This is a genomic window from Streptomyces sp. NPDC059009 (genome assembly GCF_042740175.1).
GTDB lineage: Bacteria > Actinomycetota > Actinomycetes > Streptomycetales > Streptomycetaceae > Streptomyces.
This window is the reverse complement of the sequence record NZ_JBHYJB010000025.1, coordinates 61,442-82,027: the sequence shown is the minus strand read 5'-3', so window position 1 is coordinate 82,027 and position 20,586 is coordinate 61,442. Positions and strand designations below refer to the sequence as shown.

Sequence of the window (20,586 nt, the reverse complement as noted above, 5' to 3'; positions counted from 1 at the left end):
CCGGTGGCGTTCAGTCCGCGGCTCCTGGGTCACTCCCCTCGTCGGGCTCCGCCCCCGCGGCCGACCGGGGCGGCGCAGGGCGCTCCAGGAGGCGCAGCAGGTCCAGCCAGCTGCTGAACGGGACCGGCCGGGCCGCGCCTTCGACTCGGACCCGGCCGTATGCCTCGTCCCCCCGGTGGTGCAGTTCGATGAGCACGCGCATGTCCCCTCCCGACGGGCGTGCGAGGCGCGGCGGCACGGCTCAGGGCGGCAGGACCCGCACCGCGCCGGCCGGCAGGGCGGCGAGCCTGCGCTGCACGAAGAAGGTGTTCTTCGTCTGGTCCAGGCCCGGCACCGGGCCGATCCACCGCCACTTCATCCGCGCCGCGTACTCCTCGGTGAAGCGCCGCCACTCCTCCGCGCCCGGGTACCGGTGGTGGGCGTCGTGGAAGTAGACGTATGTGGAGCCGAACTCGGTGGCGTTGCCGATCGGGTTGGCGATGACGCCGGTGAGCGCGCGCGTGGCCACCGACCGTGCGGAGGAAGGGAGTTGGGGCCAGGGGCGCCGCTGCAGGTCCAGGTGGACGCGGCGCTGGCCCCGGGGGATGCCCGGCGGTGCGGGCGGGCCGAAAGTGCCGCCGGTGCGCACGAAGTCGGGCCGGTTCATGTTCCGCCTGCTCGCGCCCCAGCTCTTGAGCACCGGTTGCAGCGGCGTCGAGTAGGCCCGCAGGAAGGTGTGGAAGGTGCGGTAGTAGGGGCGGGTCAGCAGCGCGTACCGGTTGAGCATCGCCCAGATGACCGCGTGGCTGTCGGCGTCGTCGCGGCCGCCCGCCTCGCCGATGACGAACCGGGCGGTCCACTCCAGGTCCTCGGCCGTGAAGCGGTACGGCGCCGCGGCGGCCACCGCCCCGGCCCCCACCCCCACGACGGCGAGCGTGCCGAGGCGGGGCGGCCGCGCGGACTCGCGCTCGACCGCCCGCAGCACCGCCGTCCCGTCCTCGGGCGGGTCCGGCGGGGCGAACCGCACGTGCAGATACGCGTCGTGGCCCGGTCGCGGCCGGACGCCGCGCACCTCGGGGTCGTCGAAGACGATGAGGTGCACGCGCAGGATGCCGTTGCCGCGCAGCAGGTCGACCAGCTCCTGCGTCAGCTCCCTGTCGTATCCGAGTGCCCGTCGGCCCACGGCCCCCGGACGGTCGGCGGCCCCCGCACGGCCGACGTTTCCCGGACGGCCCGCGCGGCGCGGGGGCCGGATGTCCACGTCCAGGCCGAGCCGGTGCGAACGGCGTCCGGGCATCGGCCCGCCCCCGCGCGGGCCGATGCCGGTGATGTCGAGCACGGGGCCGCGGGGGTGGCGCCGTCGCCAGAGCGCCGCGACGGCCAGCAGGGCGCGGGCGGTCTCGGCCCTGCCCCAGCGGTGCTCCGGCCGTGCGGTGGCGCGGAACCCCGGTCCGTACTCGGGGAGTTGGTAGGAGATCGCCGGGTCCTTGGCAACGCCTGCCGCGACCCTGAGCAGTGACCAGGTGGCCGGGCCCAGGACGCCGTCGGCCCGTATGCCGTGTGCCGCCTGCCACTTCATGACCTCGTCGCCCAGGGCGTTCCAGTCCCATGCGGAGCGGCGGTGCGGGTTCAACGCCCGCTCGATCTCCGGCAGATGGCGCCCCCACCCCAGCGCGCGGGCGTACCCGCGGTTGGGCACGGTCGTGGTCCACAGCCGTGCCGCGCGGCGGCGCCCTGCCCCGGACGCCGGTTCGCTCACGGTGCTGCCGGGCATGGCTCACTCCCCTTCCGGCCGGGGGTGGCGGCCGGGCGGCAGCTGGGCCCGGCGTCCGTCGCGGGGCTGTTCGGGCAGCGCGCGTGGGGCCCGGGAAGCGGGCAGGCGCGGGGCGGGTTCGCCCCAGGCGGCGGGGCGCCCGTGCCGGTGGGCGACGGGATCGGCCGGGGCGATGGCCCGGTGTTCGGGGCCGGGGGAGACAGCCTGCCGCTCGGGTCCTCGGGTGACGGCGTGGCGGCCCTGCTGCTCGGCCAGGCGGCGGCGCAGGTGGACGGCGGGCATGGTGGCGTCGATCTGTGTGTCCGTGCGTTCGATGCTCAGGTCGACACCGGTCACCGAGCGGTAGGAGTGGAGGTAGCCCTGGATCTCGGAGCGCCAGTAGCGGGCCCAGTTCGCCGCCTGGGTGCGGTCGTTGACGGAGTTCCAGTTCCCGAAGCGGATGGACAGCAGCAGTTGCTCGCCGAAGCGCCCCAGGTCGCGGAAGTGGATGACGGTGTCCGGGGTCCACCCCTGCAGCCGCTTCATCGTGTCGACGCGGTCCATCCAGCGCTCCGGATAGGCGACCATCGTGCGGCCCGGCAGGAACTCCCGCATCTCCGGGCGCGCCAGGATCCACTCCTCCATCAGCATTTCCTGCCGCGCCGTCCACGGCAGATCGCCGTACTGATTGTGCTGCCCCTCGGTGAGCAGCAGATGGACGTCCTTGAGGGCGTTGAGCACCGGGAAGCCGTCCGCGATGACGGTGGTGTCGTCGTCCTCGCGGAAGAACACCGAGGTGAGGCTGAGCAGCGTGTGGAACGCCTCCAGGAACCGCGGGCGGCTGTCCACCGGCCGCAACTGCGCCTGCCCGGCGGCGAGTTGGGTGACACCGTACTGGTGGTCGTACTCGTAGGCGCGGCGCAGCGCCGACAGCCGGTTCTGTTCGTCCTGTACGTAGCCCCACATCACCTGGTTGAGGGCGCGCAGCGGGTCGATGTCGACGTGGGTCAGCGGGTCGTGGTCGCCGGGGCCGTGCAGGTTCTGGAAGCGGCGGGCCACCGCCTCGGCCGAGTCGACCAGCATGCCTTCCTCGTGCCAGTACGACCAGATCAGTTCGAGGAAGCAGGGGAAGGTGAGCTTGTCGCGCAGGATCCCGAAGCACTCGACGCCGAACTTGTCGGCGTCGGTGATGGCGAGCTCGCCGAGCTTGAGCCGGATCACGCCGAGATACGGCAGCAGGGCGAGATCCTGCTCGTCCGGGCGCCGGTCGCCGGGCGCCGCGGAGGAGATGTAGCGGCGCCAGCGCTCCTGGATGGCCCGCGCGAACGCGTCGCCGTCGGTCGCCTCCCCGTACCGCCGCCGCTCCTCCTCCAGGTCGACGCCCTCGAACGGTCCGGCCAGGTCGTCCTTGGACACCAGGACCCCGCAGCGCACGATCAGGAACACCTCGGTGGCGACCTTGAGCAGGCGGTACGCGTCCACTCCGGGGAAGGGCAGGGCGCGCAGCCCCGGCGGCTTGCGCGGTTCGCGGGCGCCGGGCAGCGGGCCGCCGCACATGATGGGGTCGATGAAGTCGGCGTACTCGTTGAAGGAGATCCGGTCGGTGCTGCGCCGGATCGCCGTCCACAGGGCCTGGTCGTCCGTGGGATCGGAACCGGCCCTGCGCAGCTGGACGTTGATGCTGTCCCCGGCTGCGATCGGCCGGCCGGTCACGGTGACGTCCGCGGCGCCCACGTCGGGCTGCGACCCGGCGGTGCGGAACGTCACCCGCGCGGTGTAGGAGCCGGGCCGCTGGTCCTCCGGCACGTCCCAGAAGGCGCGGGTGGGGTCCTGCGGATCCGAGGGGATCGGCCCGAACCCCACGACCTCCCAGTCGGCCTGGACGGCGGCGGCCGTGGTGGGCGCCGTGGTCGCCCCGGCGGTGCCGACCGGCCGCGGCGTGCCGAACAGGGAGACGCGGCCGCCCTGTTGGATCTGCTGGGGCCGTACTTCGATCGTGGCCATGACGGCCTCCTCAACGGCTCTCGTGGGTCATGGATCGGGCTGTCGGGTACGTGGATGTCGGCGCCGGGGTACGAGGTGCGGCGCACCGCGACGCGGTGTCGAGGGTTCCGGCCAGCGCCCAGTGGGTGAGCAGCTCGCCGAGCAGCCGGCTCTCCTGCTCGGGGGTGATGAGCGCGGCGGCCCTGGCCTGCCCCAGGACCGCGAGGACGAGGGTGGGCGGAGCCCCGTGCATCAGGTCGGGCCGCCGGGACCAGGCCCGGTGGCGGGCCAGCAGGATGCCCGGCGCGCGTGCGGTGCGCGGCAGCAGGTCGGCGAGCCGTGCGCCGCGCAGCGCGAGCGGCCGGTGCCCGGCGAGCAGGGACACGAACCGCGGCATCGACTGCTCGAGGGCGGCGATGAGGTCCCGCAGCTCCAGGGGAGCCCGCCGCAGCGGGTAGAGCTGCGCCCACAGGCGGCCCAGCTCCCGCCACTGCGGGTGCGGGTACAGGGCCTCGCCCAGCGCGCAGCTCAACCGCACGCGGATGTAGGGGAAGGGGTGCGGGTCGCCCGCGACCGGGGTGAACACGAGCCTGCTGGGCAGGCTCACCACCGCCATCAGGCCCAGCGTGCCGCCGATGCCCAGCTTCCCCACCGCGTACAGGTCCGCAAGCACCTCGGAGAGCGTCTGCCCCCAGTAGCGGAAGGCGGTCTGCTGCGCCGTGGTGCGGGCGCGGTGCTCGGCCTCGTACAGGACGGGGCGCAGCGAGCCGACGAGGCCGAGCGTGGCGGCGGCCAGATGGCCCACCTCGTGGGTCAGGGACGAGCCGATGCCGTAGCCGACCATGCGTTCCCGGGGTATCCGGATCAGCGACACGGGGCTGCGGCCGCCGCCGGGCAGCCGGGTGTGCACCCGCCGGATGGCCCCGCCGGGCCCCCGCGCCAGGTAGCAGACCACGGGGGACGGTTCGGCCAGCGGGGTGCCCGGGGTGACGAGGGCGTCGCGCGCCGCCACGTCGAGACCGGACAGCCACACCCCCACCGACCGCTCGCTGCGCTGGGTGACGGCCTCCTGGAAGAGGTCGAAGTGCGCGAGAACGGTGTTGAACTGCCAGCGCAGAGCCGAGAAGTGACGCTGCATCACCTCCGGCGGACGCTCGCTGCCGGGCCCGGCGAGCCAGTCGAGATAGCGCATGACCTGCGCACGCAGCCGCTCCCGCCCCGCCGCCAGATGGCGCTCGATCGCCGTCTGAGCGGCGGGGGTCAGCGCGGCGGCGGGCACCATGGTCTCGTGCAGCGCGAACGGCTTGACCCGGGCCAGCCGGGTCAGCAGGGCACGGGCCTCGCCCTCGAGCAGCGCGGCGGCCGCCGACCGCACCTCCATGACGGTCAGACCCCCAGAATGACGATCTTGCGGCCGTGGCGCACCCAACGCCCCGACGTGGCACGCCCGCCCGCATGCCCAGGGGCGCGGACACCGCCGGTCCCGCCCGGCGCCGACCCTGCCTCGGCCCGCCCCCAGACCCGCTCCCCCTCTTCCTCCGGACTCCCCGTCCCCGCCCGGGCGCTGCCGCCCTCGATGTCGCCTCCCGACCGCGACATCGAGGCGTCGGCGCCGACCGGCACCGGCGCGGGCCAGTACCAGGGCGCCGGGCGGGCGAAGACGGGGAAGCGGCGGGCCACGCCGGGCGCGTACCTGCGGGCCGCCGAGTGCACCGCCTGGCGCGCGAGGACCTGGGGTGCGGCCCTGCGCGAGCCGTGTGCGGCGTTGGCGGCAGCGGCGCCCGAGAGCCGCACGAAGCGCCGGGCGGCCTCGAACTCGTACTCCTCGGGGTCGGCCCCCGCGGCCTCCAGCTCGAAGAGATTGCTCGCCCAGGAGCCGATCTTGGAGCCGATCTGGCCGCCGACACCCGGGGCGATCACGTTGCCCAGGGCACCGCCCAGGGTGGGCAGCGCCTTCCTGGCCACGTTCTTGAGCATGCCGCCGAGCTGCCGGCCGACCGACGAACGCAGCACTCCGCCGGCCTTGTCGGCGGCGGCCCTCAGCCAGTTCCCCAGAAACTGCTCGAGCTCCTCCTCCGAGACGACCCCCATCAGCTCGGTGGCGAGCTCGGCCTCCTCTTCCTCGCTGAAGGGGCTCTCCAGCGACTCGGGGACCTCCTCCTGGCGGACGCGCCGCCCCTCCGCGCCGAATTCCTCTTCCTCCTCCCCGTACGAGCCACCCTCCTCATACGCCTCCTCGCCCGCATGCCGCTCCGCGCGGAAGGCCCGCTCCTCGTACGGGGTGTGCTCCTCGTAGGGGGTCCGCTCCTCGTACGGATCGCCCCCGCCGAAGCCGTTGATTTCGTACGGCTGCATGGTCATCAGCCCCTCTCGGCGTTGAGCCGACGTCTCCTGCCAGACCCCCCAACCAGGGCCTGGACTGAAACGCTGGCAGCGCGCCGGGCACCGTGTCGCCAGGGTCGAACCTGGGAACACCCCCTGAGCCCGCCCCTGTACCGCCGCCCCGGCCCCGGGGGCGAGGTCCGCCGACGAGAGGGGACGGCCGGTGAACAAGGGGAACAAAGGGAACAAGGTGAACAGGGCTGTGTACGAGCGGGAGTTGTACCGCTTGCAGACGGAGCTGGTGAAGCTCCAGGAGTGGGTGCGCGCCGAGGCCGCCCGCCTGGTCGTGGTCTTCGAAGGGCGGGACGCGGCGGGCAAGGGCGGCACGATCAAGCGGGTCGCCGAGCACCTCAATCCCCGGGTCGCGCGGATCGTCGCACTGCCCGCGCCGACGGAGCGCGAGCGCTCGCAGTGGTACTTCCAGCGGTACGTGGAGCACCTGCCCGCCGCCGGGGAGATCGTCCTGTTCGACCGGAGCTGGTACAACCGGGCCGGTGTGGAGCACGTGATGGGCTTCTGCACCCCGGCCGAGCACCGGCGCTTCCTCCACCAGTGCCCGATCTTCGAGCGGCTGCTGGTGGAGGACGGCGTGCTGCTGCGCAAGTACTGGTTCTCGGTGAGCGACGCGGTGCAGGAGCAGCGGTTCCGGCGGCGCCTCGACGATCCCACCCGGCGCTGGAAGCTGTCCGCGATGGACCTGGAGTCGATCACGCGCTGGGAAGCCTACTCGCGGGCGAAGGACGAGATGCTGGTGCACACCGACATCCCGGAGGCGCCCTGGTACATCGTCGAGAGCGACGACAAGCGCAGCGCACGCCTCAACATGATCGCGCACCTGCTGTCGACGCTGCTCTACCGGGACGTCCCGCCGCCCCGGCTCGGCCTTCCCGCGCGCCCGCCCGCCTCGGGCTACCGGCGCCCGCCACGGGACCTGCAGACGTATGTGCCCGATCACGCGGCGGGGCTCCGCTCCGGTTAGGGCCTGTCCGGCGGATCAGGCCGCATGATTCCGAGCTGTGCCGTCCGTCGCTGGTGAGCGGGCTGTGGTGCGTCGAGATGCAAGGCGGAGGAGGGCGACAACGCGGAGCGTTGGCAACCGACGACAACGCCGCAGATCGGCGTGGAACAGCCCGCGACCGCGGCAAGATCCGCCGGACAGGCCCTAGCTCCTCAACTCATGCTTCCTGGGCAGGTGTTGGCCTGAGTGCCGTCACGTCCCCCGGGACGCCCCGGTGCGTGCCGCCACGTCCCGGGCGATCGTCTGCGCCCACCCCGTGATCTGCCCGAAGTCGCGGAAGTCACCGCCCTTGCCGGACTTGACGATCATGCGGGCGATCCGGCCCCGCGCGGACTCGTCGAGACGGCCGCCGAAGGTGATGTGCCCCTCCGCGTCGAGCCGGTCGGCGATGCGGCGCACGCCGCGCACCGGCGGGATCTCGCGCTCGGACGCCGAGGGGTCGAGCGGGCCGCTGCTGAACAGCCACACCGGACGTTTGCGCAGCGAACGGCGGGCGCGATGGGCCAGCCTGACGGCGTCGCGGTGCCAGCGCCCCGCGTACAGCCCGCCGCCGAGCACGGCGGCGTCGTAGGCGGACAGGTCCGTGGCCGCCTCCCCCGCCGGGCACACCGTGGTGGCGCAGCCGGCCTTGTTCAGGACCTCGCCGATGTGCACGGCGATCTCCTTGGTCGAGCCGTACTTCGACCCGTAGGCGATGAGCACGCGGGGTTCCTGGTTGGCCATCGTCGTCAACCTCCCTTGGTCAAGGGTTCGTTGTCACACAGCACGACGTCACACGGCGCGGGGGCTCGACCTCCGTTCGCTCCGCCCCTTCCGCCTGCTTCCACCGTCGCCGGACCGCGCGGACTCGGCACGGGGCCGAACGTCCCGTACGGAGAGGCCGGTTCTCCTCTCCTCCCGCGGCGGCCGTGATGCCAGCGTGAGCAAGGCGGGCCCCACCGCCGAGGCCCGCCCGACCGGCCCGCCCCGAAGGAGGCGACCGTCATGGAGGGTCCGCTGATCGTGGGCGTCGACGGCTCCGAGCCGAGCCTGCAGGCCCTGGACTGGGCGACCGACGAGGCGATGCGCCGCGGCGTCGAACTACGGGTGCTGCACGCCTCGCGCTGGGAGCGGTACGAGGGCCGTCAGCCGTCTCTCGGACCGGGGCGCGGAGCGGTGCGGCAGTACGCCGGGCACATCGCCGCCCAGGCCGTCGAACACGCCCGGCGCCGTGCGCCCCAGGCCACGGTCACCAGCCGGGTGGTGCCCGACGACCCCGCTTCCGCTCTCGTCGCGGCCGCCCGCGAGGCGTCGTCGGTGGTCGTCGGCAGCCGGGGCCACGGCACGTTCGGCGGGCTGCTGCTGGGGTCGGTGAGCCTGCCGGTCGCCGCGCACGCCGCGTCACCGGTGATCGTCGTCCGCGGCAACGACAAGAACGTCCAGGGCGGCTTCGGGCAGGTCGTCCTGGGCGTTTCGATGCCTGAACGGGCGCGTGCTGCCGCCGAGTTCGCCCTGCGCGAGGCCGAGTTGCACGAGGCGTCCCTGCTGGCCGTGCGGGCCTGGCGCTGCCCTGCCCACGAGCTGCCCGACCACCCGAGCGACGACGTCGAGGCCCACCGGGTCCGCGCCGAGGACGAGCTGACCCTCGCGCTGCGGCAGCCGAGGCAGGCCCACGGCGCGGTGGCCGTGCACGCACAGCCGGAGGAGGGCCGGGCGCGCGACGTCCTGGTGGCGGCCTCCGCGCTCTGCGACCTCCTGGTCGTCGGCGCGCGACGCCGCAGGAGCGGCTTCGGCCTGCAGCTCGGCCCGGTCGGCCACGCGACGCTGCACCACTCCGCGTGCCCGGTGGCCGTGGTGCCCCACGGCTGACGGTGGTTCCCCGGCCCCGTGACCCACCCCCTCTTCCCCGTGACCCGTCCCCTCTTCCTCTTCCTCTTCCGGAGACGTCCCGATGGCGAAGGCCCTGTCCAAGCATCAGCTGGCCGCGCTCGACGCACACTGGCGCGCCGCCAACTACCTGACGGTCGGCCAGATCTATCTGCTCGGCAACCCGCTCCTGTCCGAGCCCCTGGCGCCCGAGCACATCAAGCCGCGCCTGCTCGGCCACTGGGGTACGTCGCCCGGCCTCAACCTCGTCCACACCCACCTCAACCGTGTCATCACGGAACGCGCCCTCGAGGCCCTGTGCGTCTGGGGTCCGGGCCACGGTGGCCCGGCCGTCCTCGCCAACTCCTGGCTGGAGGGCAGCTACACCCGGACCTATCCCGACGTGACCCGCGACGCGGCCGGGATGGCGCGCCTGTTCCGGCAGTTCTCCTTCCCCGGCGGCGTGCCGAGCCACGTGGCGCCCGAGACACCGGGCTCGATCCACGAGGGCGGCGAGCTCGGCTACTCCCTCGCCCATGCCTACGGCGCCGCCCTGGACAACCCGCACCTCCTGGTCGCCTGCGTCATCGGGGACGGCGAGGCGGAGACCGGACCGCTGGCGGCGTCCTGGCACGCCGACAAGTTCCTGGACCCGGTGCACGACGGCGCCGTCCTGCCGATCCTCCACCTGAACGGCTACAAGATCGCGGGCCCGACGGTCCTGTCCCGCCTCACCGAGGCCGAACTCGACGACCTGCTGCGCGGCTACGGCCACGAGCCCTTCCACGTCTCGGGCTCCGAACCCCTGCGGGTGCACCGCGAGTTCGCCCGCGTCATGGACCAGGTGCTCGACCGCATCGCCCGCATCCAGCACGTGATGCGGACCGCCCGGACCGCCCGCTCCGGCGGCCGCCCACGCTGGCCGGTCATCGTCCTGCGCACCCCCAAGGGCTGGACGGGCCCGGCGACGGTCGACGACGAACCGGTCGAGGGCACCTGGCGCGCCCACCAGGTGCCGCTCGCCGGGGTCCGCGAAACCCCCGAACATCTACGGCAGTTGGAGCGCTGGATGCGTTCCTACCGGCCCGAGGAGCTCTTCGGCGCCGACGGCCGTCCCGCCCCCCTCGTGCTGACGCACGTGCCCGACGGCACCCGCCGTCTCGGCACGAGCAGGCACGCCAACGGCGGCCTGCTCACGCGCCCCCTGCCGATCGCCCCGCTGGAACGCTTCGCCGTGCCCGTCGACAAGCCGGGCACGACCCTGCACGAACCCACCCGGGTCCTCGGCGACCTCCTGGCCCAGATCATGCGGGACACCGCGCAGCGCCGTGACTTCCGGGTGGTCGGCCCCGACGAGACGGCCTCCAACCGGCTCCAGGCCCTCTTCGACGTCACCGGACGGGCATGGCAGGCGCGGACCCTCGCGACCGACGAGCACCTGGCCCGCGACGGCCGCGTCCTGGAGGTCCTCTCCGAACACCTCTGCCAGGGCTGGCTGGAGGGCTACACGCTCACCGGCCGCCACGGGCTCTTCTCGTGCTACGAAGCCTTCGTCCACATCGTCGACTCGATGGCCAACCAGCACATCAAGTGGCTCAAGACGGCACGCCAGTTGTCCTGGCGCGCCCCGGTCCCCTCCCTCAACTATCTGCTCACGTCCCATGTGTGGCGCCAGGACCACAACGGCTTCTCGCACCAGGACCCCGGCTTCGTCGACCACGTCCTCAACAAGAGCCCCGAGGTCGTCCGCGTCTATCTGCCGCCGGACGCCAACACCCTGCTGTCCGTCGCCGAGCACGTGCTGCACAGCCGCGATTACGTCAATGTCGTCGTCGCCGGGAAACAGCCGTGCTTCGACTGGCTCTCCCTGGACGAGGCCCGCGCCCACTGCGCGCGCGGCGCGGGCGAGTGGACGTGGGCGGGCACCGACGACGGCTCCCGGGAACCGGACGTCGTGCTCGCCTGCGCCGGGGACGTGCCGACCCAGGAGGTGCTCGCCGCCGCGGGGCTGTTGCGCGCGCACCTGCCGCAGCTCGCGGTGCGCGTGGTCAACGTCGTCGACCTGACCCGCCTGCTGCCGCGCGAGGAACACCCGCACGGCATGCCGGACTTCGAGTACGACGCCCTGTTCACCACCGAACAGCCGGTGATCTTCGCGTATCACGGCTACCCCTGGCTGATCCACCGCCTCACCTACCGCCGCACCGGCCACCCCCACCTGCACGTGCGCGGCTACAAGGAGTCGGGGACGACCACCACCCCGTTCGACATGGTCGTGCGCAACGACCTCGACCGCTTCCGCCTCGTGATGGACGTCATCGACCGCGTCCCCGGACTCGGCGTGCGCGCGGCCGCCGTCCGCCAGCGCATGGCCGACGCCCGCACCCGCCACCACGCCTGGATCCGCGAGCACGGCACCGACCTGCCCGAGGTCGTGAACTGGTCCTGGGCCGGCTGACGGGTGCGGACACGGACGCGGACGCGGCGACTCCTCTTCGGCGGCGAAGAGATCTTCACCGTGTGACCGAGCGGGTCGTGCCGGGTCCCTTGACAGCCCTTCAATTAGTTCGGATCCTAGCCGAACTAATTTGCATGACCAGCTGTCAACACCTGCCCCCTTCCGGGAACTTGGGAGGAACACCTGTGCCAGCCCGCCCCAGAACGAAGGCCGTCATAGCGCTCGCCGCCTCGGCCGCGGCCCTGTTCGCCACCCTGGGCGGCGCTCCGGCGTCGTCCGCGCAGCCAGACCGGTCCGGCCAGTCGGCCGGGAAGGCCCACTCCCCCACGTACAGCATCGACATCGGCGCGAAGGGGCCATGGAGCAACCCCGACGACACCCCGGCCTCCCCCTACATCGACAAGGACGGCTCGTTCCACTACCAGTCCGCGCACGCCCTCTACAGCGCCAAGGACCCGCGTAAGTGGACCTTCTACAGCGGCAAGGACTTCGACAGCGCCACCCGGGACGCGAAGCTGAGCGACGCGGTCAACCCGGCCAACTCCCAGGACCGCAACAACGACACCACGTGGCGCTGCAACAACAGCCCCACCGGCCGTGCGGCCACGAACGCCCCCGACACCTCGCACTACGCGCAGAAGAACTACTGCGACCTGATGGGCGTGTGGGTCGATCCCGACACGGGCGACTGGTACGGCCTGGTCCACAACGAGTTCACGCCCAGCCCCTTCGGCGACGGCCTGCACTACGACGCGATCGACTACACCGTCTCCAAGGACCAGGGCAGGACCTGGGACATCAAGGACCACGTCCTCACCTCGCCGTACAGCACCGAGCGCGGCGACGACAAGGCGTTCCCCAACGAGACGTACCACTACGGCAACGGTGACGCGCGGCTGTTCGTGGACACCGCCTCGGGTTACTTCTACGTCTACTACAACTCCCGTGTGATCCCGAAGGCAGGCAGCCCGGGCGGCTGGACCGACGCCAGCCGGGCGCATGTCGCCCGCGCGCCGATGTCCGCCAAGATGGCGCCGGGCTCGTGGAAGAAGTGGTACGACGGCTCCTGGTCCCAGCCGGGGGTCGGCGGCAAGGAGAGCAACATGGAGCCGGTCGGCTCCGGCAACTCCACTGGCTACACGCCCGTCGAGCACGACTACGACCCGGCCACCAAGGGCTCGATCGCCGAGCAGCAAGCGGCCGGCGAACTGCCCGCCAAGGCCGACCTGTTGACCATGAACATCGCCTACGACGCCCATCTCGGGCTCTACATCGGCCAGCCCGAGGCCCTCAAGCAGGACAGCACCCAGCCCCAGCGCTTCTACGCCACCGACGACCTCGCCACCCAGAAGTGGCGGCTGCTCGGTGACTCCGGCACCTACACGTCGGGCTCCTGGTACCGCTGGATGCTGGACTCGGTGAACAACTCGGGCTCCACCGTCGTCGGCAAGAAGTTCCGCAGCTACTGCTCGTTCCAGTGCTCGGGCGGCGCCGACGGCGAGTACTACGAGACCACCATCAACACCAACTCCCCTGCCTCGCCCGTCACTTCGGGCACGGCCTACACCATCGGCAACGGCGGCGGCCGCGTCCTGGCTCAGCTCTCCGGCGGCACGGCCACCACCTCCCTGCCCGCCGACGACCACGCCACCCGCAGCCAGTGGGTATTCACCTCGAACGGCGACGGCTCCTACCGGATCGCCAACGCCGCCACCAAGCAGCTCCTGGGCGTGGACTCCAGCCGCGACGCGGGCCGCGCCTGGTCCGCCAAGCCGACCGTGACCGCGGCGCCCGGCAGCGGGCCCACCGTGGGCCAGCAGTGGTTCGTCATCCCGAACAAGGACGTCAACGGCAGGCCCACCGGCACCTTCCGCCTCGTCAACCGCTACAGCGGCCTGGTCATCGGCCTGTCGGGGACGCAGGGGCGCCTTGCGGAGACCACGCCGACGCGGGCCTGGACCGCTCCGGGCGGCGGCGTCGGCGGGGCCCGGACGGCGGCCGAGCAGACGCTGACGCTGACGCGCGCCGCGCGGCACTGAGCCTTAGGCCGACCCTTACGCGCCTGTATCCCGCCGACCACTGCGACGGCCGGCGGGATACAAAATCACCACGTAAACACCCAATTTTGTGCCGCTTTTCGCGGCGTCTGACTCTGTGCGCTGCACGCATGACGGGCGATGAGCGCACCCTTACGCCGGGTCCACCTACTTGGCCCCGCCATCTACCCCTCTGGCCTTGAGCATCGTGGCAACGGACCGCTCGATGTGCGAAGGATCACGATGGGAGCACGGCATGCAGCACCCGACCGGAAGAGCGCACCAAAGGCGGCTCGCCCTCGACAGTCCCGGCGCCCGGACCTCAGCGTCTCCCAGCTCGTGGGCGCGGGTTTCGGCGCTGCCGGAGGCATGACGCTCGCCTTCCAGCTGCACCTGTACGGCACGATGGCCGGCGCCATCGTCTTCTCGGTGGCGGCCACGGTGGGCGGGCCGCTCATCCAGCACGGGCTGTACCGCGCCGGTGACGGCTGCGGACGACTGGGCCGACTGCTGCGGGCCCGCCGGGCGCACCGAAGCGCCGCCACGGCGCGCGGGGCGGGCGCCGGGAGAGCACCCCGCCTCCTGGTCCCGCTGGCCGTGATGGTGCTCGCCGTCGGCACGGTCGGCGCGGCCGCCGCCACCGCCGCGCCGGGCCCGGCGGTCCTCGACCACCACCGGCCGTCCCCGGGCGGCCCGCCGTCCCGCGACCCCGGCGACCCCGCCGAGCGCGGCGGCGGCCCGGACAAGGTCACCCAGCCCCGCGCGGACGGCCGCAAGGCCAAGGCGGTGCAGCGAAGGGCGAGTTGAGCCCCCTCCCCAGCTGCCGGGCGCGAGGCCGGCTCAGTGCTTCGGGAAACCGAAGCCGTACCCCTGCTGCTTCATCCAGGGCAGCAACTGCCGCAGCGCGGCCAGGCTCTGGGAGCGGTCGCCGCCGCCGTCATGGAAGAGCACGGTCGGCCTGGCGGGCGTGAGTTGGGCCTTCACGGAGCGGACGATCCGGTCGGTGCCGGGTCTCCTCCAGTCGTCGGAGTCGACGTTCCAGCCCAGTGGACGCATGCCGTGGCCGGCGGCGGTCTTACGGCTGTACGGGTCGAAGTCGCCGCCCGGAGCGTCCACCCGCCGCGCTCTCGGCCTCGCCCTCACCGCATCGGCCGGAGTCCTCGCCCTGGTCACCGGCTGCGGTGGCGCCTCCCTCGACAGCGTGTCCTCGAAGCCCCCGGCGGCCGACGGCACCGTGCCCGCCCCGGCGGCGAACCTCACGGCCGGCACCAAGGAGACCGACGCGGCCCTGGCCCAGTACCGGACCCGGTTCACGGCGTGCCTGACCTCGAAGGCCGAGGCCCACGGCCTCACCCCCGACCTGAAGCGCCTCGTCCGCCTCGACCGCCTCAACGGCAGCGACAGCCACTCGCGGCAGAACACGTGGACCGAGCTGGTCGAGGCTCCCTGCCGGGCCGAAGTCCCCCGCCCACGGATCCAGGAGCCCACGCACACGGGCCAGGATCGACACCTCGCGCACCGCAGGGAGCTGTACCGCCGCCTGTCCCAGTAAGGGCCACAGGGGCCGAGACCGCTACCGAGGCATGGCCGCCGGGACCGCTGTCCTGGGAAGGGCCACCGGGACCGCTCGCCCCGGCGGACCGCCCCACCCGTCCGCGCACGGTTGCGCGAGCCCGCCCCCGGCCCCGTACGAGGGCCGCTACCTTCTGCGACGTGACAGCCGATTCGACATCCGATGCGACGTCCGATGGGCCGGCGAGGACGACGGCGCACCGCATGTGGCCGCTGTACGCGGCCGGGTTCACCACCGCGTTCGGCGCGCACGGCATCGCCGCCAACTTCGGCGCCGGTGACCGGGACCTGGTGGAGTCGGTGCTCTACCTCGGGGTGCTCCTCGCCTTGTACGACGGGGCCGAGGTGGTGCTCAAGCCGGTGTTCGGCACGCTCGCCGACGCGGTGGGCGCCAAGCCGGTGCTGGTGGGCGGGCTCGTCGGGTTCGCCGTCGCGTCCGCGCCCTTCGTCCTCGTACGGGATCCGGGGTGGCTGTGGGCGGCGCGCCTCGGGCAGGGGGCGGCGGCCTCGGCCTTCTCTCCGGCCGCCTCCGCGCTGGTGGCACGCCTCAATCCGGCGGCCAAGCACGGGCGTGCGTACGGGAGTTACGGCTTCTACAAGAGCATCGGTTACACGGCGGGGCCGCTGCTGGGCGGGGTGCTGGTGTGGGCCGGTGGCCTGACGCTGCTGTTCGCGGTCCTTGCCGTGCTCGCCGGGGTGGTGGCGGTGTGGGCGGTGCTCGCGGTGCCGGTGGTGGCGCCGCTGCCGAAGTCCCGCCAGACGCTCCTGGGCCTGGCCCGCCGACTCAGCGACCCTGCGTTCGTGCGTCCGGTCACGGCCCTGGCCGCCGCGACCGCCGCGCTCTCCGTCGGCGTGGGCTTCCTGCCGCTGTCGGGAGCCGCCGCCTCGCTGCCGCCCGTCGCCACCGGTGCGGCCGTCTCCGTGCTCGCCCTGTGTGCCGCCTTCACCCAGCCGCGGGCCGGGCGGGCCCTGGACGGGGGGCGGCTGAGTACCCGTACGGGGCTGGTCGTCGGGCTGCTGGTCACCGCGTGCGGGCTGGGTGCGGCGATGCTGCCCGGGGTGGGCGGGGTGCTGGCCGCGGCCGTCCTGACCGGGTGCGGCACCGGCCTGCTCACCCCGCTCGGCTTCGCCGCCCTGGCCGCCGCGACGCCGCCCGAGCGCCTCGGGCAGACCATGGGAGCGGCCGAGCTGGGCCGTGAACTCGGCGACGCGGGCGGCCCGTTGCTCGTCGCGACGGTCGCCGCGGCCGCGACGCTGACGTGGGGCTACGGCGTGCTGGCCACCGTGACGGCGCTCATGGCGCTCGTACTCCTTGGCCGGGGCACGGCACGGCTGTGATGCTGAGGCGATGAACGAAACGATCTCCTACGCATGGCGTGGCCCCCTCACCGACGACGAGATGAGCGACCTCGTGCGCTCGCACGGCGGGCACCCCGAGGCGGGCTGGTGGCCCAAGCTGCGCGAGCACAGCCTGGGTTGGGTCACCGCCCGCGACAGCCCGGGCCCGGGCGAGGGGCTCCCGGGGCCGGGCGAGGGGCTCCGGGGGCCGGGTGAGGGGCTGCTCGTCGGGTTCGTGAACGTGGCGTGGGACGGTTGTGACCACGCCTTCCTGATCGACACGAAGACGCGGGGCGCGTATCAGCGGCGCGGGATCGCCACGGCCGTCGTCCGCCTGGCCGCGGACCGTGCGCGGGCGGCTGGCTGCGAGTGGCTGCACGTCGACTTCCAACCCGCCCTGCGGTCCTTCTACTTCGAATCCTGCGGCTTCCGCCCCACCGACGCGGGGCTGATCCACCTTCCGACGACGGCGCAGGGCAGCGGGGATCACGACGGCTGAGCGGGCGCCGCGACCTCCAGGGCTGCCGCGCGCAGAGCGGAGGCCACGCGGGTGACCGCGTCGGTGGGCGACTGGGGCAGGCGGGGCGGCGGGACGGCGGGACGGCGGGACGGCGGGACGGCGGGACGGTAACAGGAGCCGCTGCTCCTGGGGCCGCCGGGCACGGGCAGGATGCGCACTCCCGGCGGGGGCGCGGGGGCACGGTGCGGCCCCGCGCGCATGCGGAGCCGCACCACGCGCGTGCGGGGCCGCACCGCGAGTGGCACGATCGAAGGGTGTCGATCATGAGCAAGCTGCAGATCAAGCCCGGCCAGAGTGTCGCGGTCCTCGGCCGGCCCGACGACGTCCGCCTCGACTTCGAGGCCGCAGCCAACCCGGCTTCGACCGACCCGTCCTCGGCCGACCCGGCTTCGGCCGACGTGGTGCTGGCCTTCGTGACCACCTCCGCCGATCTCGCCGGGACCCATGCCGAGGCGGCGCTCGCCGCCGCCCGACGCGACGCGCTCGCCTGGGTCGCGTACCCCAAGGGCGGCCAACTCGGAACGGACCTCAACCGTGACTCGCTGGCGGCCGCGCTCATCGAGCGGGGCGTGCGGCCGGTGCGGCAGATCGCCGTCGACGACACATGGTCGGCGCTGCGGTTCCGCCCGTCCGCTTAACGCCGCGTGGCCTCGCGGTCGCCAAGTGCCCCTTCGTGTCGGGCCGTTACCTGCGAGGTAATGGTCGTGAAGGATGGGTGCCGCCAAGAATGGTGATCACCGCGCCACCCGGCGCGGCTCCGAACGGGAGGGATCACCCATGGCAGCCCCCATGCCCGTACCCACGCTCACGCCCACGCGCACCGTGGCCGAGGAATTGCTGCGCATCCTCATCGACGGAGCCGACGCCATCGTGCTCGGCGAGATCCGCCAGTCGGCCCGGCCCACCGCACGCGCCTACCGCGCCCGGTTCGCCCTTCACCTCACAGTCGAGGACGGCCTGGTCACCCGCCACCACATGTACGAGGACGGTCTCGCGGTGGCCCAGGCGTTCGAGAGACGCTGAACAACTGCCGCAGCAGTGGGGGAGGTTGAGAGCCGTGACAGGGGACCGTTCAGATCCCGGCGTCCACGACACCGTCGCGCACCAGCGCCGGTGACCGCCCTCCCCGAAGAGCTCACCGATCACCATGCCAGGGAACTCCAACGGCTCACTCCTGCCCTCGAGTTGTACGCGCACCCGCCATACCTCACCCCGGTGCTCCACCAGGACGTCCGCGTGCGCACGGTCCGGCGCCTCGACGCCCAGCACGACGGGCCCGCCCTCCGGCCCGTACTCGCGAAAGGTGGCGACAAAGGGCAACTCTTGGAGCAGGAAGGCGAGATGAGCCCACCCCGGAGCCTCCGGTCGCGGCGTCCACATGATCTCGCCCCGCGCGCGGTCATCCGTCGGCACCTCACCGCCCTCGACGGTCACCAGCGCTCGCGGATCGGGCCCACCGGTGTGCCGGAACGTGAACGTGCACGCGGCCACGTCGAGGTCGGACAGCTCCATCCCCCGCGGGCCGCCCTTGAACGTCATGTCGGCCACGTCCTGCAGGAACGCGCCCACGCCCGCATCGTGAGCGTCCGACGGCAGCTCCCCATCGCCGGACAGCGGCCCGTACGAACCCACAGTAAAGGTCCCGTTCGACCGCCCCTTGCCTCGTCCCACCAACTCTCCCTCGCCCTCTCCTTCTTCCCGCTGAGGCGTACGGGCTTCAGCTCACCGTCGCCGTCCGGATCCCCAACCCGACCAGCACGGCTCCCGCCAGACGGCTCATCCGGCGCCGGAACTGCGGGGTGTCGACGGCCGTACGCGCGGCGCCCACCACCGACGTCCAGAACAGCAGCCACACCAGCACGAGCCTAGGCGACCGGCGTCGGCGTCGGCGTCGGCGTCGGCGTTGGCGTTGGCGTTGGCGTCTGCCCGATCAGTGGCAGCGCGGGGAAGGTGTGGTCCTGCCAGATCCGTCGGGAGGATTCTTCCGGGTAGGGGCAGACGGTCACGGTCGGTGTCGCGTCGAAGAGGTGGACGAGGCGCCGTTCCGTGTCGTACGAGGGCCAGCCCGGCTCGCCGTGTGCGGCGAAGGCGGTCCATGCGGTGCGCATACGCGCGGACAGGGACGCGGCCTCCGACATCCCCGAGGGTGACTCGCCGATCAGGTAGGCCGGCTGGCCCCGGTCCAGGTTGCCGAAGACCAGAGGGACGTCGAGGCCGTGGCAGGCGCCGAGTACGCCGCCCATGCCGGGGGCGGGCCAGGTCAGTTCGTAGACGTGCGTGCGCCCTCCGGCGGCCGCGCGGGACTCGGCGAGGTGGAGCGTCGGCATGCGGAACAGGCAGTCGGCGTGGACCAGTTCGTACAGCTCTTCGGGGCTCGCCGTCGGGAAGGCGTCGCGGTAGCGGCGGGCGCCGTCCGCTCCTGGGGCGAAGGTGCGCAGGGCGGCTTCGGCCTGTTCCTCGCTCACCTCGCCGAGGAGTCCGGTGAGCGCGCTGAACAGGCGGTGTTCGTCACGGGTGTGGCCCACGAGGAGGTCGACGTCCCGTGATGCGCCATCGGATCCGTCGGGTCCGTCGGAGAGCACCTGCCAGGGGGTGGCGGGCAGGATGTCACCGTCCACGACCGGCGAGAAGGGGATGGAGCGGTGCGCGGGCAGCCCCCAACGGGGCGCGTGCTGCTCCATCTTGGCGCCGAGCGTATCCCCTGCGGCGGACAGCTGCTCGGGGGCGATCTCGGACAGGACGGTCACCGTGGGCCGCCGAAGGCCCAGTTCGGCGGCGCAGGCGGCGCCGATGTCCGCGGCCAGCTCCGGTGAGAAGTACGTGCCCTGCACGCTCTGCGCGATGGCACGGTGGAAGAGCCCGGCCGCGCGGTCCATCGCCAGCAGCGCGGCGACCGATCCCCCGCCCGCCGACTGGCCGAAGACCGTGACCCGGCCGGGATCCCCGCCGAAGGCCCGTATGTTCGCGCGCACCCACTCAAGGGCGGCGACCTGGTCGAGCAGCCCCCGGTTGGCGGGAGCGCCCTCGATGTGCCCGAACCCCTCCATCCCCACGCGGTAGTTGAACGTCACGACCACGACGCCGCCGTCCCGCGACAGCCGGGCGCCGTCGTACTCGGGGAGGCCGGACGTGCCGAACACATAGGCGCCGCCCTGGATCCACACCATGACCGGAAGGCCCGCGCCCGGCTCCGGCTCGGGCGTCCAGACGTTGAGCGTCAGCCAGTCGTCGCCCGGGGTGCTGTGTGCGAGCGCGTCCATGCCGAAGGCGGCGGACTGCGGGGGCGGCGGACCGTAGGAGACGGCTTCACGCACGCCGCCCCACCCCCGTACCGCCCGGGGCGCACAGAATCGCAGCGAGCCGACCGGGGGCTCGGCGAACGGGATGCCGAGGAAGACCGCGCCCCCGCCCTCGCCTTCCCCTGCACGGCGACCGCGCAACACCCCGGCCGCCGTGCGGACTTCGGGCTGCGACCCGTATTCCTTGGACGCGGGAACGGACATGACGGCTTCCCCCAGACAGCAGAACAGCCGGACAGGCGGAGAGACGCAGAGGTGGTGACAGCCCGCAGCGAGCTGCGGGGATGCCCCCTCCGCCTCCTCCCCCGCATCATTGCGCCGCGTCCGGAGACCGTGCCAACCAATTACGGACGGCGTGAACTCCCGTCAGCGAGAGGGCCTCGTCGAGGATGGCGTAGGAGGC

Annotated in this window: 18 protein-coding genes and 2 pseudogenes; 10 read left to right on the top strand and 10 right to left on the bottom strand. The window is 73.0% G+C overall.

The window, feature by feature from the left end; all coding sequences use genetic code 11:
• Positions 1 to 10: 10 nt before the first annotated feature.
• The 5 genes from ACFWYM_RS24420 to ACFWYM_RS24400 are packed head-to-tail and all read right to left on the bottom strand — an operon-like array spanning position 11 to position 6,070.
• Complete coding sequence (locus ACFWYM_RS24420) at positions 11 to 202, bottom strand: hypothetical protein (protein WP_384840971.1); 192 nt, start codon at positions 200 to 202, stop codon at positions 11 to 13.
• 39 nt (positions 203 to 241) lie between these two features.
• On the bottom strand, positions 242 to 1,753 hold the full coding sequence (locus ACFWYM_RS24415; protein WP_384840968.1) for a peptidoglycan-binding protein: 1,512 nt from the start codon (positions 1,751 to 1,753) through the stop codon (positions 242 to 244).
• A gap of 3 nt (positions 1,754 to 1,756) precedes the next feature.
• Positions 1,757 to 3,736 carry a hypothetical protein gene (locus tag ACFWYM_RS24410; protein WP_384840965.1) on the bottom strand — a complete coding sequence of 660 codons (1,980 nt, stop codon included), beginning with the start codon at positions 3,734 to 3,736 and terminating at the stop codon, positions 1,757 to 1,759.
• Positions 3,737 to 3,746: 10 nt separating this feature from the next.
• Positions 3,747 to 5,096, bottom strand: a complete 1,350-nt coding sequence (locus ACFWYM_RS24405) for a hypothetical protein (RefSeq protein ID WP_384840962.1) — start codon at positions 5,094 to 5,096, stop codon at positions 3,747 to 3,749.
• 5 nt (positions 5,097 to 5,101) lie between these two features.
• Positions 5,102 to 6,070, bottom strand: a complete 969-nt coding sequence (locus ACFWYM_RS24400) for a hypothetical protein (protein ID WP_384840959.1) — start codon at positions 6,068 to 6,070, stop codon at positions 5,102 to 5,104.
• A 217-nt stretch (positions 6,071 to 6,287) separates the two neighbouring features.
• On the opposite strand from ACFWYM_RS24400, the gene ppk2 reads away from it, so the two are divergent.
• The gene (gene ppk2, locus ACFWYM_RS24395) at positions 6,288 to 7,076 is read left to right on the top strand and encodes a polyphosphate kinase 2 (RefSeq protein ID WP_384840955.1); all 789 of its coding nucleotides are present in this window, start codon (positions 6,288 to 6,290) and stop codon (positions 7,074 to 7,076) included.
• Positions 7,077 to 7,307: 231 nt separating this feature from the next.
• On the opposite strand, the gene ACFWYM_RS24390 is transcribed toward ppk2, so the two are convergent.
• Complete coding sequence (locus ACFWYM_RS24390) at positions 7,308 to 7,838, bottom strand: flavodoxin domain-containing protein (RefSeq protein WP_384840953.1); 531 nt, start codon at positions 7,836 to 7,838, stop codon at positions 7,308 to 7,310.
• Between the two features lie 261 nt (positions 7,839 to 8,099).
• Between ACFWYM_RS24390 and ACFWYM_RS24385 the strand changes: the two genes are divergently transcribed.
• From ACFWYM_RS24385 to ACFWYM_RS24370, 4 genes are all read left to right on the top strand, one after another.
• On the top strand, positions 8,100 to 8,963 hold the full coding sequence (locus ACFWYM_RS24385; protein ID WP_384840950.1) for a universal stress protein: 864 nt from the start codon (positions 8,100 to 8,102) through the stop codon (positions 8,961 to 8,963).
• An 82-nt stretch (positions 8,964 to 9,045) separates the two neighbouring features.
• A complete protein-coding gene (locus ACFWYM_RS24380) occupies positions 9,046 to 11,418 on the top strand; it encodes a phosphoketolase (RefSeq protein WP_384840947.1) in 2,373 nt (790 codons plus the stop codon).
• 185 nt (positions 11,419 to 11,603) lie between these two features.
• Positions 11,604 to 13,457 carry an RICIN domain-containing protein gene (locus tag ACFWYM_RS24375; protein WP_384840944.1) on the top strand — a complete coding sequence of 618 codons (1,854 nt, stop codon included), beginning with the start codon at positions 11,604 to 11,606 and terminating at the stop codon, positions 13,455 to 13,457.
• A gap of 366 nt (positions 13,458 to 13,823) precedes the next feature.
• Positions 13,824 to 14,261, top strand: a complete 438-nt coding sequence (locus tag ACFWYM_RS24370; RefSeq protein WP_384840941.1) for a hypothetical protein — start codon at positions 13,824 to 13,826, stop codon at positions 14,259 to 14,261.
• A gap of 33 nt (positions 14,262 to 14,294) precedes the next feature.
• Here the strand turns inward: ACFWYM_RS24370 and ACFWYM_RS24365 are convergent.
• Positions 14,295 to 14,564 (bottom strand): annotated as a pseudogene (locus tag ACFWYM_RS24365) (polysaccharide deacetylase family protein); the annotation flags it as partial.
• Here ACFWYM_RS24365 and ACFWYM_RS24360 point away from each other — a divergent pair.
• The 3 genes from ACFWYM_RS24360 (at position 14,509) to ACFWYM_RS24350 (ending at position 16,863) form a co-directional block, all read left to right on the top strand.
• Positions 14,509 to 15,006 carry a hypothetical protein gene (locus tag ACFWYM_RS24360; RefSeq protein WP_384841151.1) on the top strand — a complete coding sequence of 166 codons (498 nt, stop codon included), beginning with the start codon at positions 14,509 to 14,511 and terminating at the stop codon, positions 15,004 to 15,006. The pseudogene ACFWYM_RS24365 and the gene ACFWYM_RS24360 overlap by 56 nt on opposite strands.
• Before the next feature lie 224 nt (positions 15,007 to 15,230).
• On the top strand, positions 15,231 to 16,364 hold the full coding sequence (locus tag ACFWYM_RS24355; RefSeq protein WP_384841129.1) for an MFS transporter: 1,134 nt from the start codon (positions 15,231 to 15,233) through the stop codon (positions 16,362 to 16,364).
• A 10-nt stretch (positions 16,365 to 16,374) separates the two neighbouring features.
• Entirely contained in the window at positions 16,375 to 16,863 is a 489-nt protein-coding gene (locus ACFWYM_RS24350; protein ID WP_384840938.1) for a GNAT family N-acetyltransferase, read from the top strand.
• Here the strand turns inward: ACFWYM_RS24350 and ACFWYM_RS24345 are convergent.
• Positions 16,851 to 17,129: a hypothetical protein gene (locus ACFWYM_RS24345; protein WP_384840935.1), complete on the bottom strand. Its 279-nt coding sequence runs from the start codon at positions 17,127 to 17,129 to the stop codon at positions 16,851 to 16,853. The genes ACFWYM_RS24350 and ACFWYM_RS24345 overlap by 13 nt on opposite strands.
• 18 nt (positions 17,130 to 17,147) lie before the next feature.
• On the opposite strand from ACFWYM_RS24345, the gene ACFWYM_RS24340 reads away from it, so the two are divergent.
• Together ACFWYM_RS24340 and ACFWYM_RS24335 are read left to right on the top strand one after the other, a co-directional pair.
• Entirely contained in the window at positions 17,148 to 17,522 is a 375-nt protein-coding gene (locus tag ACFWYM_RS24340; RefSeq protein WP_384840932.1) for a hypothetical protein, read from the top strand.
• A gap of 184 nt (positions 17,523 to 17,706) precedes the next feature.
• Positions 17,707 to 17,907, top strand: a pseudogene (locus ACFWYM_RS24335) (nuclear transport factor 2 family protein); the annotation flags it as partial.
• A 694-nt stretch (positions 17,908 to 18,601) separates the two neighbouring features.
• Here ACFWYM_RS24335 and ACFWYM_RS24330 read toward each other — a convergent pair.
• Positions 18,602 to 18,739, bottom strand: coding sequence for a hypothetical protein (locus ACFWYM_RS24330; RefSeq protein ID WP_384840929.1), 138 nt, complete (start codon positions 18,737 to 18,739; stop codon positions 18,602 to 18,604).
• Between the two features lie 10 nt (positions 18,740 to 18,749).
• The gene (locus ACFWYM_RS24325; RefSeq protein ID WP_384840926.1) at positions 18,750 to 20,387 is read right to left on the bottom strand and encodes a carboxylesterase/lipase family protein; all 1,638 of its coding nucleotides are present in this window, start codon (positions 20,385 to 20,387) and stop codon (positions 18,750 to 18,752) included.
• Positions 20,388 to 20,586 lie beyond the last annotated feature (199 nt).

Coding starts and splice junctions, on each gene's coding strand:
- ACFWYM_RS24420 (WP_384840971.1), bottom strand. CDS start 202: ATGCGCGTGCTCATCGAACTGCACCACCGGGGGGACGAGGCATACGGC.
- ACFWYM_RS24415 (WP_384840968.1), bottom strand. CDS start 1,753: ATGCCCGGCAGCACCGTGAGCGAACCGGCGTCCGGGGCAGGGCGCCGC.
- ACFWYM_RS24410 (WP_384840965.1), bottom strand. CDS start 3,736: ATGGCCACGATCGAAGTACGGCCCCAGCAGATCCAACAGGGCGGCCGC.
- ACFWYM_RS24405 (WP_384840962.1), bottom strand. CDS start 5,096: ATGGAGGTGCGGTCGGCGGCCGCCGCGCTGCTCGAGGGCGAGGCCCGT.
- ACFWYM_RS24400 (WP_384840959.1), bottom strand. CDS start 6,070: ATGCAGCCGTACGAAATCAACGGCTTCGGCGGGGGCGATCCGTACGAG.
- ACFWYM_RS24390 (WP_384840953.1), bottom strand. CDS start 7,838: ATGGCCAACCAGGAACCCCGCGTGCTCATCGCCTACGGGTCGAAGTAC.
- ACFWYM_RS24385 (WP_384840950.1), top strand. CDS start 8,100: ATGGAGGGTCCGCTGATCGTGGGCGTCGACGGCTCCGAGCCGAGCCTG.
- ACFWYM_RS24380 (WP_384840947.1), top strand. CDS start 9,046: ATGGCGAAGGCCCTGTCCAAGCATCAGCTGGCCGCGCTCGACGCACAC.
- ACFWYM_RS24370 (WP_384840941.1), top strand. CDS start 13,824: ATGACGCTCGCCTTCCAGCTGCACCTGTACGGCACGATGGCCGGCGCC.
- ACFWYM_RS24360 (WP_384841151.1), top strand. CDS start 14,509: ATGCCGTGGCCGGCGGCGGTCTTACGGCTGTACGGGTCGAAGTCGCCG.
- ACFWYM_RS24355 (WP_384841129.1), top strand. CDS start 15,231: ATGTGGCCGCTGTACGCGGCCGGGTTCACCACCGCGTTCGGCGCGCAC.
- ACFWYM_RS24350 (WP_384840938.1), top strand. CDS start 16,375: ATGAACGAAACGATCTCCTACGCATGGCGTGGCCCCCTCACCGACGAC.
- ACFWYM_RS24340 (WP_384840932.1), top strand. CDS start 17,148: ATGAGCAAGCTGCAGATCAAGCCCGGCCAGAGTGTCGCGGTCCTCGGC.
- ACFWYM_RS24325 (WP_384840926.1), bottom strand. CDS start 20,387: ATGTCCGTTCCCGCGTCCAAGGAATACGGGTCGCAGCCCGAAGTCCGC.